Here is a 12,824-nt window from a genome sequence, read left to right as displayed (position 1 = left end):
TTTAGTTTCTACCTATTCCTCCAAAAGAAAGGCGTCAATAAGATCAATACCGTAAATAATTCTAGCCTACCTATAAGCATCAAGAAACTACACCACCATTTACCTAGTTGTGGCAATCCGGCAAAGTTATCTACTGGAGAGAGGTCTCCAAATGCTGGACCTACATTACCTAGCGTACTTAACGCACCACCTATAGCGGTATCAAAATCTAGTCCGAGAGCAGCAAGCACAATCGCACCGACTATAAAGGAAAGCATATAAAGAATAAAGAATCCTAGCACATTAAAAACAATACCACTCTGTAATGCTCTACCATTATATCGCACAGGTAATATTGCATTAGGATGTAATGTTCTTTTAAATTCCATAATACCATTACGTATTAATATAATGTGTCGCACTACTTTAACACCACCAGACGTAGATCCTGCACTACCACCTAAAAAGAACAAACCAAAAAACATAATGGTAAGAAATGGAGTCCACAAAGTATAGTCTGCCGTAACAAAACCTGTCGTGGTCATTACTGCAAGCACCTGAAATGTACTGTGTCTAAAAGCACTCTCCATCTCACCCAATACCATAGGATGATCTATAGAAGATATGGAAGGGTCTGCATATAAATAGATTAATGTGCCTCCCAAAACAGAAAAACCAACCACAAAACTGGTATACCATTTAAACTCAGTATCTCGCCACACCTTGCTGAATTTACCCTTAAAAGCAAAGTAACTTAGTACAAAGTTAGCTCCAGCTATAAACATAAAGATTATGATAATCCACTGTATAGCTGGATTATCATTCCAGTAAGCTGTACTCGCATTTTTTGTAGAGAAACCTCCTGTAGACAGCGTACTCAATGCATGGTTAATAGCATCAAACCAGCCCATACCTGCTATTTTAAGAAGTACGGTTTCTATAGCTGTAAAACCTACATAAATAAGCCATAGTCTTTTTGCAGTATCTGTTATACGTGGATGCAATTTATCTGCGCTAGGTCCAGGAGCTTCGGCAGCAAATAGCTGCATACCGCCTATTCCTAATAATGGCAATATGGCAACTGCTAGAACTATAATTCCCATACCTCCTATCCAGTGCGTCATACTACGCCAGAATAATATTCCTTTAGGTAAAATCTCTATATCATTAACCACACTGGCACCAGTAGTTGTAAAACCACTCATGGTTTCAAAAAATGCGTCAGTATAATTAGGTATTGAACCTGTAAACATATAAGGCATCGTCCCGGCAAAAGCCATGATCAACCAACCAAGTGTCACAATTAAATACCCTTCTTTTTTACGCAGTTCCTTTACATGATTGCGAGTTAAGTACATCAAGATAGCTCCTATAGAAACTGCAACACCAGATGCTGCTAGAATATCAAATCCTTCACTCTCTCTATAAATAGCACTAACTAGAGCCGACACAGACATGAAACCACCGTTAAAAACCAGTAGTAGTCCCATGATAAAGACTATAATTTTATAATTAAGTTTAGTAATTCTAGTCATTATAAAAACAGTTTTTCTACCTTAGTAATAGAACGTGGCAAACAACAAACTACCACTCTATCACCAGCCTCTATCTTAAAACTACCTAAAACTATATTACCTATTCCCTGTCTTATTACACCACCTATAATAGCACTTCTAGGTACGCCAGCATTGGCAATAGTTTTACCACATACAGCACTTTCTGGCTGTACGATAAACTCTAGTAGCTCTGCATTCATGTTGTTAAGCTTAGTCATAGCCACTACCTCACCTTTACGTACGTATCTAAAAATATTATTGGCTGCAAGTAATTTTTTATTAATCAGTGTGTCTATTCCTATACTGTGAGATAATTGAAAATAATCCATGTTCTCTACTAGAGAAATAGTTTTCTTCACACTTTTACTCTTTGCCATAAGACAAGAGATAATATTAGTCTCACTATTTCCCGTTACAGCTATAAATGCATCCATTTCATGAATGTTTTCTTCTTGAAGCAACTCTACGTTACGTCCGTCGCCATTTAAAACAAGAACTTCAGGTAGAGCGTCTGCTAGGTCAAATGCCTTTTTTGCATCGTTCTCTATCAACTTTACGTTAATCCCTGCTTTAGAAAGTTGTTGTGCCGTTTGCTTACCTATATTACTACCGCCTAAAATCATCACATTGCGCATGGCATGTTTAGTCTTACCAGTTAACTTATATAGTTCTTCTACACCACCTGCTGTGGTAATAAAATACACTTGATCTCCTTCTTTAAACTGTGTATCACCACGAGGTATTAACGTGTATTGGGTACCAAATCTTTGTATAGCAATAGGCATAAAATGAATCTCTGGAAAAATCTCACCAGCTTGTTGCACTGTTTTACCTACAAATTGTGCCGTACGTTGCAGGTTAACACCTACCATAGTTAGAGCGCCGTCCTCAAATTCATAACTATCATTAAACGCACTTTGATTGAGCAGTAATTCTATCTCTTTACTCGCCAGTGCCTCTGGAGATATCAACTCATCAATACCAAAACCAGAAAAACCTATAGCATCTTGATGCTCTAGAAACTCTGTATTTGTAATACGAGCAACGGTACGTTTTGCACCTAATTGTTTGGCCAGTACACAAATAGTAATATTAGTCGTCTCGCTACTAGTAACAGCTATTACCAGATCTGCCTCGTCTACTCTAGAATCTTGAAGAATTTTTATAGAGGTAGAATCGCCTCGTACCACCCTAATATCTAGGTGAGTATCAGCATAATGTAAATTATCCTGTTCTGGATCTATTAATGTAATATTCTGTGACTCGTAGGATAACAGCTTGGCTAGGTGAAAACCTACCTCACCAGCACCTGCAATAATGATTTTCATACAATCGTTTCTGTAGTGTCCCAAAGATACTGTTATGTGATCTATAATTTAAAAAAAGCTTGATTTTTAACGGTTTTATGGATGTTTATCTCGCTTTCGCGAAAGCGGAATAGCAATAACCTCAACGCGCTGCATTATCTTTGCTATCTAAATTAAAGCTCGTGTCTGAAGAAGTAAAGCCATATAACGGAGAAGATTCTGGAAAAAAAGAACAGGTTACCAAAATGTTTGACACCATTAGTGGTGAATATGATGGACTAAATAGAATGATATCTTTAGGCCTGGATCAAAAATGGAGAGATAACGTTGTTAAAATGATAGCTGCTCATAAGCCACAAGTGATTATGGACATCGCTACCGGTACTGGCGACCTAGTCATTAAAATGGCGCAACAAACCGATGCAAAAAGATTAATAGGACTCGATATTTCTAGCGGTATGTTAGAAGTAGGAAAGGTTAAGGTAAAAGAAGAAAATCTAGATAGCCGCATAGAAATGGTATTAGGAGATTCTGAAAACCTACAGTTTGAAGATAATTCTATAGATGCCGTTACCGTTTCTTATGGAGTACGTAATTTTGAAGATCTGGAAAAAGGACTGGGTGAAATATTAAGAGTTTTAAAACCTGGTGGTATTCTAGTGGTGCTAGAAACTAGTGTCCCTACAAAGTTTCCATTTAAACAAGGGTATTATTTTTACTCAGGCATTATCGTACCTACCTTAGGTAAATTGTTTTCTAAGGATAAAATCGCTTATGGATATTTATCAGAAAGCGCTTCTAAATTTCCATATGGAGAGCGTTTCAACAATATTTTAAAGAAAGTAGGGTTTAAAGAGGTAGAAAACGAGTTACAATTTCATGGTGCATCTACCATTTATAAAGCAGTAAAAGCATAATATGAGACAAGTTATAGTCATCATTATTTTAGCACTAGGTTTTCAAACCGCTAGTGCTCAATTATTTTCAAAAGAAAAAATTAAAAACCTAGAAAACTTTGACAAGCAATTTCTTACTTGGGGTTACTATTTAGGTTTTAACTCTTATGATTATAAATTTGATTATAACGAGATTACCGAAGAGATCGTTACAGAATCTAGTGCCGGTTTTAATGTAGGTCTTATAGGTGACATGCGCATTAATGAATACATTAACTTAAGACTAGAACCAGGTATCGTGTTTGCTACTAGAAATCTAACCTTTCCAGACGCATCACTTACTACTGCTGCACAAATGGAGCGTGAGGTTACTTCTACGTACATACACATACCATTATTAGTTAAGTTTTCTACTAAAAGATTAAATAACTGGAAACCCTTTGTTGTTGCTGGAGCATCATGGTCCAATAACTTATCAAGTAATTTTGATAATCCAGATGACAATAGTTCTGGACAGTTTAGACAGACGTCTAGTGTTCTTAATTATGAACTAGGTATAGGATTTGATCTATACTTATATTACTTTAAGTTTTCACCATCGATAAGAGGTGTATTTGCTATAGAAGACGAACTAGTACGCGACGCAGATCCTAACAGTCCGTGGACTGGAAACATAGACAGCATGCAGACTAGAGGTATTTTTATCAACTTTACATTCCAGTAGTACGCAACCACTCGCCTAGTATAAGAGATGTTGCCATGGCTACATTGAGACTTTCAGTTTCTTGAACTTTTCCATATTGTGGTATACTGATAGAGTTTCCTATTTTAAGAATAGCATCACTTACACCAGCAGACTCATTTCCCATGACTATAATACCTTCTTCTGGTAATGTACTGGTATAAATATTCTCCCCATTCATTGCCGTAGGATATATAGGTAGCAAAGACTGTTTTAAATAGTCATGCAAGTCAGTATAATGAACTTGTACTCTAGCAAGAGAAGCCATGCTTGCTTGCACACATTTAGAATTATAAACGTCTACCGTTTCTTTACTGCACACAATATCTGAAATCCCAAACCAGTCTGCTAGTCTAATAATAGTCCCTAAATTACCTGGGTCCTTAATATCATCTAGCGCTATTACTTTACCCACTTGAGGCAATTCTAACTTCTTATTCATTTTAAAAACGGCCAGATAACCTGGTGGAGTCTTTAAACTAGAGATAGAATTCATGTCTTTTTCACTAATTGTTACTGGATCTAATCCATCTAAGTGATTATTTCCTGAAGTTATGAGAATATCTTCTACAATAAGACCAGAATTAACTAGTTCTCTTATAGATTTGTATCCTTCAACAATAAAAAGCTGATGCTCTTCTCGAGTTTTTTTTCTGCTGAGAGATTTGATAAGCTTTAACTTACTTTTGGTAATCATTTATAATCGTATTTTTGAATATTGTACTATGGGAAAATCGGGACTTCATGCAAAAATAGGCTTATTTATATTGCTTATTATTTTATTGGTTTCTTGCAATGCAATAAAACGAGTACCTGATGGTAAGCAACTGCTTACTAAAAACACGATTCTAGTTGATAGTCTGTCACCTAAAGACCCAAGAGTACTTACTCTACCTACACTACAGCCTAATCAAAAACTTCTTAATTATCCTTTAAGACTCCATATCTATAACCTAGCACGACCTCATAGAGATTCCATTTACTTAAAATGGATGCAGGATAATCCTAAAGGCTTAAAAAGACGTAATGCTATACTTTCAGAAAAGCAAACCATGGAATTAGGTCAAAGTCTTGTTGATTTTAATAACTGGCTTAAAAGAACTGGAGAAGCGCCTAGCTTAATTGATAAAACAGCTATTGAGAAATCAAAAGAAAGATTAAGAGCATGGTACTGGAATCAAGGATGGTTCAATACAGAGGTAGATCATAAAATCATAGATTCTAAAGATGATAAAAAGGCTCGTATTGAATATTATGTAAATAGGCACACCCCTTATCTTATCGATAGTCTCAATACTCAAATCGCAACACCTGTTATTGACTCTTTATATCAACAGGTCGATTCTGAAAGTATTCTTAAAAAAGGTGAGCAATATTACACTCCAGATATAAATGCCGAGAAGGACCGATTGAATACATATTTCCGTAATAATGGAGTCTATTATATGGAAAAAGATAATATAAGATTTGAGGGAGATACGGTAAACACTAAAAATAAAGCAAACATCACTCTTATCATCAAAGATAGAGAAATACAAGATGCAGACTCCACGATAAGCGTACCCTATAAAGTGCACAAAATAAGTGAAGTTAACATTATACCAGATTATCAAAACGCGATAAGTAACAAAGAGGCAGATACACTGGCTTATGAAGATTACAACATATTACGTTTTGGAGAGCGCAAGTACAAAAAATCTACCTTAACAGATGCCATATTTATTCACAAAGGCGATCTTTATAAAGACATAGATAGAGATAGAACATATAGGAGAATCACAGAGCTACAAAGTTTTCAATATCCTACCATAAGATATGTTGAAGATCCTAGAGACTCAACAGGTACTGATCTTATAGCAAATGTGTTACTTACGTCAAAGAAAAAGTTTGAATTCACTTATGGAGTAGAAGCAACACATAGTAATATACAGGCTATAGGTGTAGGTCTTAACACATCTCTTTTAATTAGAAATTTATTTAGAGGTAGTGAGCTTTTAGACATTTCTTTTAGAGGTAATATAGGTGCGAGTACCAATGCTGCTAATGGCGATTCAAGATTTTTTGACTTACAAGAATTAGGAGCAGATGCTAAGCTTAGTTTCCCTAGATTATTTTTACCCTTTAATGTAGATAACTTGATACCTAAGTACATGTCACCATCTACTAATTTTTCTCTAGGATATTTCAGTCAGACTAATATAGGACTCGATAAACAGAGCTTAAATGGAGCACTTACTTATAACTGGAGACAGACTGAGATAAAAAGTACTAGATTAGATTTAATCAATGCTCAGTATGTGCGCAACCTAGATCCTGGTAACTTTTTTAATGTATATCAAAGTAGTTACAGCAGTATTAATGATATAGCTAGCGACCTTAACCTTACCGATCCTATTTATGTTAATGACTCTGGTAATCTTACCATACCAGATGGTACTACGGCCTTCATTAACAATTCCCTAAATGGAAGCCTATCTGTAAGTGATGATCAAAGAGAACAAATAAGAAACGTAAGAGAACGTAGAGACAGGTTATCACAAAATAACCTGATCGTATCTACCAGTTATAGCTGGACTCGTAACAATAGAGAGGGAATTTATGATGACGACTTCTCGAGATTCAACTTTAGAATAGAAGGCGCCGGTAATGTACTTTCTGGTATTTCTAGTCTTGCTGGAATAGATAAAAACGAAAACAATAGAAGACGTGTTTTTGGTGTAGAATACAGTCAGTATGTAAAGACTGAGATTGACTACATTAAACACTGGCAATATGTAAACAATCATGTTTTTGCCATAAGAGCCTTCGGTGGTATTGCCATTCCATATGGTAATTCTGATAACATACCATTCATAAGATCTTTCTTTGCAGGTGGACCTAATGATAATAGAGCGTGGCAAGCCTATGAATTAGGACCAGGTAAAACAGGCGGATTAAATGATTTTAATGAGGCTAATATGAAAATAGCCCTCAATGCAGAATATCGATTCCCTATTTCTGGAGCCTTTAAAGGTGCCGTATTTGCAGACATAGGTAACATCTATAACGTTCTAGATAGTGAAGAAGATCCTGACGCCATTTTTAATGATATAAGCGACCTAGAATACCTAGCACTAGGTACAGGTGCTGGATTACGATATGACTTCGGTTTTTTTGTGTTGAGATTTGACATGGGCTTTAAAACCTACAACCCTGCACTAGAAGAAGATAGAAGATGGTTTAAAGAATTTAAAATTTCAAAATCTGTTCTTAACGTAGGTATTAATTATCCGTTCTAGAATCTGAAAATAGGCGTTTATTTTTGCTTATTTTTGCTATTCCAAGAATAAAAATTATGAGTCACAATATAAAACCAGGTGTTGCCACTGGCGACCAAGTACAAGAGATTTTTAATCATGCAAAAGCAAATGGATATGCACTTCCTGCTGTTAATGTTGTAGGATCTAACACGGTAAACTCTGTGATGGAGACCGCTGCAGAGTTAAACTCTCCAGTAATTATTCAGTTCTCTAATGGAGGTAGTGTATTTAATGCTGGTAAAGGTTTAAATAATGACAACCATAGAGCTGCTATTTTAGGTGGTATTGCAGGTGCCGAGCATGTTCACAGACTAGCTGAAGCATATGGAGCTAGTGTAATTCTTCATACCGACCACTGTGCAAAGAAATTACTTCCTTGGATAGATGGTTTATTAGATGCTAGTGAGGCACGCTTTCGCGAAAGCGGAAAAAGTTTATACTCTTCACACATGATAGACTTGAGTGAAGAACCTCTAGAAGAAAACATAGAAATATGTAAAAGATATCTAGAAAGAATGTCTAAAATGGACATGACTCTAGAAATAGAATTAGGTATTACTGGTGGTGAAGAAGATGGTGTTGATAATAGCGATGTAGATGAGTCTAAATTATACACACAACCAGAAGAGGTAGCCTATGCTTATGAAGAGCTTATGAAGGTGAGCGATAAATTTACTATCGCCGCAGCATTTGGTAACGTTCATGGTGTATACAAGCCTGGTAATGTAAAACTTACTCCTAAAATTCTTAAGAATTCTCAAGAATTTATCTCTAAGAAATATAACGTAGAGCATAATCACATCGATTTTGTATTCCACGGTGGTTCTGGTTCTACACTAGAGGAAATAAGAGAAGCTATAGGTTACGGTGTTGTAAAAATGAATATTGACACAGATCTTCAATGGGCATTTTCTGACGGTGTAAAGAAATACATGGATGCTAACAACGATTTCCTACTTTCTCAAATAGGAAACCCTAATGGAGCAGACCTTCCTAATAAAAAATATTATGACCCACGTAAATGGTTGCGTCATGGAGAAGAGTCTTTTAAAGCTAGACTAAAACAAGCTTTTGAAGATTTAAATAATATCAATACATTATAATAACTGTTTCAACTTTTTACGATAAGTATTTTGTAATTATACTGGTAGAAACATTAAAAACAATAAGTGATTTAGGTAATATTCCTTACTTCAACACTTAATTTAGAACTAGAATATGGCTTGGTTTAAAAGAGATAAAAAAGGTATTACTACACCTACAGAGGCAAAGAAGGACACTCCTAGAGGTTTGTGGTATAAGTCACCTACTGGTAAAGTAGTAGACACAGATCAACTTAAAAATAATTTTTACGTTAGTCCAGAAGATGGTTATCACGTAAGAATAGGAAGTAATGAATACTTTGAAATTTTATTTGACAACAATGAGTTCAAAGAATTGAACCCTAACATTGTTTCAAAAGATCCATTAAAATTTGAGGACACTAAAAAATACACAGACCGTGTAGAGGCAGCTCAAAAGAAAACAGGTCTTAAAGACGCTGTGCGCACTGCTGTAGGTAAATCAAAAGGAAACGACCTAGTTGTAGCCTGTATGGATTTTGCCTTCATAGGTGGTTCTATGGGTAGTGTAGTAGGAGAAAAAATTGCTCGCGCTGCAGACTACTCTCTTAAGAACAATATTCCATTCATGATTATTTCAAAATCTGGTGGTGCCCGTATGATGGAAGCTGCATTATCATTAATGCAACTTGCAAAAACTAGTGCAAAACTTGCTCAATTAAGTGACGCTGGTATTCCTTATGTTTCTTTATGTACAGATCCAACTACTGGTGGTACAACAGCATCATTTGCTATGTTAGGAGACATTAACATTGGAGAACCAGGTGCATTAATTGCTTTTGCAGGTCCACGTGTAGTAAGAGATACAACAGGAAAAGAATTACCAGAAGGTTTTCAAACCGCAGAGTTTCTTCTTGAAAAAGGTTTCTTAGACTTTATATGTCCTAGACATGAATTAAAGGACAAAGTAAACCTTTACCTTAATTTGATATTAAATAGAAAAGTAGAGATAAGCGCATAATACGGTGTCTTCTTTTTTAAAAGATAAATCGTCTTGAGAAACTAACTTATTCTCAAGACGATTTTTTTATGCATTAAAAATAAAATTCTCAAGTTGACCCCAACAATTCTGCTGGATTCTATTTCTCATATCCCATTTAAACACAATAATTAACAATCATTAATCTTTTCTTAAGAGCATTATTCTACAGTAAAATTAACTTTGAAGATTATGAAAAATGGAAAGTTATTTGACGTTATCATCATAGGTGCTGGACCTATAGGTATTAATTGTGCACTAGAAGCAAAGAAGAAAAAATTATCTTATCTAGTCATAGAAAAAGGACCACTAGTAAACTCACTATATAATTATCCTGCAAACATGCAGTTCTTTTCTACAAGTGAAAAACTAGAACTGGACAACATTCCATTTATTTCTAAAGACCCTAAACCTAGTAAGCAAGAAGCTCTAGAATACTATAGACGCATTGCTGTATCTAACGGCTTAAACATTAATTTGTTTGAAAAAGTACTTTCTGTAGATCAAATTAAAAACTTTAAAGTCACAACAGACACATGCTCTTATCACGCAAAGAACATTATCGTCTCTACAGGGTTTTATGACCTACCTAATAAAATGAACGTAAAGGGAGAAGAACTCCCTAAACTAACTCATTATTATAACGACCCACACTTATATGCATTTCAAAATGTAGCTGTTATAGGAGCAAGTAATAGTGCTGTAGATGCTGCTTTAGAAATATATAGAAAAGGAGGTCATGTAACTATGATTATACGTGGAGACTCTATAGGAGACCGAGTTAAATACTGGGTAAAGCCCGATATAGAAAATCGCATTAAAGAAGGTTCTATAAAGGCTTATTACAACAGTGAAGTAAAAGAAATACTAGAAGATAATATTGTTATTAATAACGGAGGTAAAATCATTAAAATCGCCAATAATTTTGTGGTGGCACTCACTGGTTACCGACCTGATTTCAGTTTCTTAAAATCTATGGGAGTAGAACTAGTCGGAGAAAAACAAATCCCTACGTATAATGATACAACTATGGAGACTAATGTAAAGGGACTTTATCTAGCAGGTGTAATTTGCGGTGGCCTAGAAACTCATAAATGGTTTATAGAAAATAGTCGAGTACATGCTTCTCAAATCATGAACACTATCGCGCCATAACAACCGTCCCATTATTATTAAAAGCAAAAACACCTTGTCTAACCATCACGGCTGGATAAGGTGTTTTCAATTGAAAGCAAATCTATTATAGTCTTTTTCTTTATTTGAAAAAGGATATGTGTTCCGCTTTCGCGAAAGCGGAACACACCACTAACTATTATTTTCCTTTATTAAGTAAGTCCATTAAATCAACATCATTACCCAGTAATACTTCTGTAGGATTGATACGTCCATCTTCAGGACCATTTTCTAGTTTCAATACACCACGAGGACATACCGCACTACACACACCACAACCTACACAACTAGCTCTTACAATGTTTTCTCCTTTTTGTGCATAAGCTCTTACATCGATACCTTGCTCACAGTAGGTAGAACAGTTACCACATGAGATACACTGACCACCGTTAGTAGTAATTCTAAAACGAGATTTAAAACGTTGTACAAGCCCTAAATAAGCAGCTAGTGGACAACCGAAACGACACCATACACGGTTACCAAAAATAGGATAGAAACCAGTACCGATAACTCCTGCAAACCATGCTCCTATCAATACACTATAAGCATCTTTAATCCAGTCTGCTGGAATACCTAGTAAAGAATTTGCACCTGTAAAATAAGCATAAAGTGTTACTATGGTCATTACTAGAGAGAATACTAAAACCGAGTGAATTAACCAGCGTTCTAGTTTCCATGAAATTAATTTCTTACTAGAATTCTGTCTATATGGATCTCCTAGTGTTTCTGCTAGTCCACCACATCCACATACCCAACTACAGTACCATCTTTTACCAAAGAAGTATACCATAACCGGTACAATAATTACGGTAAGTACAATTCCCCAAACTAATATAAATAAACCTATTGCACCACTATCTAGTAAACTATCCAGATTCCATGAGAAGAAGAAATCATAATCTAGCGGAAATGCATTTTTAAAATCATAAGCTGGCATTTGCAAGCTGGTCATTATTTCAGGAATTAAGAAAGCTAGTACAATCTGAAAAAACAATACAGATGTCGTTCTTAATACTTGATATTTATTATGACGGTATTTGATATACATTCTCACAGCCATTACAGACATAAGAACACAGTAAAGGAAACCGTAAACAAACCACTGGCTCGCTTCATTACCACTAAGGAATAAACTAATAGGATCTACTATAAACGTCCAGTTTACCACATAGTCTGCCATGAAGTAGAGTACAATATAAAATGTTACTAGATACACAAGTACCAACCAGGCTATCCAACCACGATTAGTCGCAGCACTGTGATAAATACCGTTATTCTTAATTCCTTTTCTACCTAATAGTTGCAATTGAGGTGCTATAAACATAAGCGCACCTAGAATACCTAACCCAAAAGTTAGGAACCACATTAAGCCTTTGTTCTCTACCACAAAGCCTATTGCAGACTTTTTAGCTAGAGAAAAACTCATCGCACGGAAATCCTTCTCGTTAATTCTATACTGATACTGTTTCCCTTTATTATCCCAGTCCTTTGCGGCATCATACTTTGCAATAAGCGCATCATAATGCACATTGTTTTTTTCTAATGCACCTCGCACACTGCTGGAGAATTCAAAAATCCCCATAGGTCCTTTAGAGACCACGTCTTCATTTAATTCTTTAATTATAAACTCATTTGCTATTCCTTTAGACTCCAGAAATGAGTTAAGCTGCTCTTTTTGAAGATCAAAAGAACCTGCAAAAATAGATCCTGTAAAAATGGTTAGTCCTATTAAAAAAATGACTAATCCTATATGGTGTATTGCTTTCATAAAG

The 12,824-nt window shown here is 35.5% G+C and carries 10 protein-coding genes; 6 read left to right on the top strand and 4 right to left on the bottom strand.

The window, feature by feature from the left end; all coding sequences use genetic code 11:
• Window positions 1-8: 8 nt before the first annotated feature.
• Both ACJJVJ_RS12490 and trkA read right to left on the bottom strand, forming a co-directional pair.
• Window positions 9-1,514 (bottom strand): TrkH family potassium uptake protein, encoded by a 1,506-nt coding sequence (locus ACJJVJ_RS12490; protein WP_104513793.1) that lies wholly within the window; start codon window positions 1,512-1,514, stop codon window positions 9-11.
• The gene (trkA, locus tag ACJJVJ_RS12485; protein WP_104513794.1) at window positions 1,514-2,863 is read right to left on the bottom strand and encodes a Trk system potassium transporter TrkA; all 1,350 of its coding nucleotides are present in this window, start codon (window positions 2,861-2,863) and stop codon (window positions 1,514-1,516) included. Before trkA ends, ACJJVJ_RS12490 begins: the two co-directional genes overlap by 1 nt.
• A 161-nt stretch (window positions 2,864-3,024) precedes the next feature.
• On the opposite strand from trkA, the gene ubiE reads away from it, so the two are divergent.
• Complete coding sequence (gene ubiE / locus ACJJVJ_RS12480; RefSeq protein ID WP_104513795.1) at window positions 3,025-3,759, top strand: bifunctional demethylmenaquinone methyltransferase/2-methoxy-6-polyprenyl-1,4-benzoquinol methylase UbiE; 735 nt, start codon at window positions 3,025-3,027, stop codon at window positions 3,757-3,759.
• 1 nt (window position 3,760) lies between these two features.
• Window positions 3,761-4,462, top strand: a complete 702-nt coding sequence (locus ACJJVJ_RS12475) for a porin family protein (RefSeq protein ID WP_104513796.1) — start codon at window positions 3,761-3,763, stop codon at window positions 4,460-4,462.
• Here ACJJVJ_RS12475 and ACJJVJ_RS12470 read toward each other — a convergent pair.
• Window positions 4,449-5,177 (bottom strand): RNA methyltransferase, encoded by a 729-nt coding sequence (locus ACJJVJ_RS12470; protein ID WP_104513797.1) that lies wholly within the window; start codon window positions 5,175-5,177, stop codon window positions 4,449-4,451. The genes ACJJVJ_RS12475 and ACJJVJ_RS12470 overlap by 14 nt on opposite strands.
• 28 nt (window positions 5,178-5,205) lie before the next feature.
• Here ACJJVJ_RS12470 and ACJJVJ_RS12465 point away from each other — a divergent pair, with 28 nt between their 5' ends.
• The 4 genes from ACJJVJ_RS12465 (at window position 5,206) to ACJJVJ_RS12450 (ending at window position 11,034) form a co-directional block, all read left to right on the top strand.
• A complete protein-coding gene (locus ACJJVJ_RS12465; RefSeq protein WP_405370654.1) occupies window positions 5,206-7,758 on the top strand; it encodes a BamA/TamA family outer membrane protein in 2,553 nt (850 codons plus the stop codon).
• 56 nt (window positions 7,759-7,814) lie between these two features.
• Window positions 7,815-8,882: a class II fructose-bisphosphate aldolase gene (gene fbaA / locus ACJJVJ_RS12460; protein WP_104513799.1), complete on the top strand. Its 1,068-nt coding sequence runs from the start codon at window positions 7,815-7,817 to the stop codon at window positions 8,880-8,882.
• A gap of 115 nt (window positions 8,883-8,997) precedes the next feature.
• Window positions 8,998-9,861 (top strand): acetyl-CoA carboxylase, carboxyltransferase subunit beta, encoded by an 864-nt coding sequence (accD, locus tag ACJJVJ_RS12455; RefSeq protein ID WP_104513800.1) that lies wholly within the window; start codon window positions 8,998-9,000, stop codon window positions 9,859-9,861.
• A gap of 210 nt (window positions 9,862-10,071) precedes the next feature.
• Window positions 10,072-11,034: a YpdA family putative bacillithiol disulfide reductase gene (locus tag ACJJVJ_RS12450; protein WP_405370652.1), complete on the top strand. Its 963-nt coding sequence runs from the start codon at window positions 10,072-10,074 to the stop codon at window positions 11,032-11,034.
• A gap of 157 nt (window positions 11,035-11,191) precedes the next feature.
• Here ACJJVJ_RS12450 and ACJJVJ_RS12445 read toward each other — a convergent pair whose 3' ends face one another.
• Window positions 11,192-12,820: a 4Fe-4S binding protein gene (locus ACJJVJ_RS12445; RefSeq protein ID WP_405370650.1), complete on the bottom strand. Its 1,629-nt coding sequence runs from the start codon at window positions 12,818-12,820 to the stop codon at window positions 11,192-11,194.
• Window positions 12,821-12,824 lie beyond the last annotated feature (4 nt).

Source organism: Nonlabens sp. Asnod2-A12, from assembly GCF_045063745.1.
In the GTDB taxonomy this organism is placed as follows: Bacteria; Bacteroidota; Bacteroidia; order Flavobacteriales; family Flavobacteriaceae; genus Nonlabens; species Nonlabens xylanidelens.
Note: the sequence above shows the minus strand (reverse complement) of the source record. Positions and strands in the feature narration are given on the sequence as shown.

What these genes read in the sequence shown, in the direction of transcription:
- fbaA (WP_104513799.1), top strand. Translation starts at nt 7,815, where the DNA reads ATGAGTCACAATATAAAACCAGGTGTTGCCACTGGCGACCAAGTACAA.
- ACJJVJ_RS12450 (WP_405370652.1), top strand. Translation starts at nt 10,072, where the DNA reads ATGAAAAATGGAAAGTTATTTGACGTTATCATCATAGGTGCTGGACCT.
- ACJJVJ_RS12470 (WP_104513797.1), bottom strand. Translation starts at nt 5,177, where the DNA reads ATGATTACCAAAAGTAAGTTAAAGCTTATCAAATCTCTCAGCAGAAAA.
- ACJJVJ_RS12490 (WP_104513793.1), bottom strand. Translation starts at nt 1,514, where the DNA reads ATGACTAGAATTACTAAACTTAATTATAAAATTATAGTCTTTATCATG.
- ACJJVJ_RS12465 (WP_405370654.1), top strand. Translation starts at nt 5,206, where the DNA reads ATGGGAAAATCGGGACTTCATGCAAAAATAGGCTTATTTATATTGCTT.
- trkA (WP_104513794.1), bottom strand. Translation starts at nt 2,863, where the DNA reads ATGAAAATCATTATTGCAGGTGCTGGTGAGGTAGGTTTTCACCTAGCC.
- ACJJVJ_RS12445 (WP_405370650.1), bottom strand. Translation starts at nt 12,820, where the DNA reads ATGAAAGCAATACACCATATAGGATTAGTCATTTTTTTAATAGGACTA.
- ACJJVJ_RS12475 (WP_104513796.1), top strand. Translation starts at nt 3,761, where the DNA reads ATGAGACAAGTTATAGTCATCATTATTTTAGCACTAGGTTTTCAAACC.
- accD (WP_104513800.1), top strand. Translation starts at nt 8,998, where the DNA reads ATGGCTTGGTTTAAAAGAGATAAAAAAGGTATTACTACACCTACAGAG.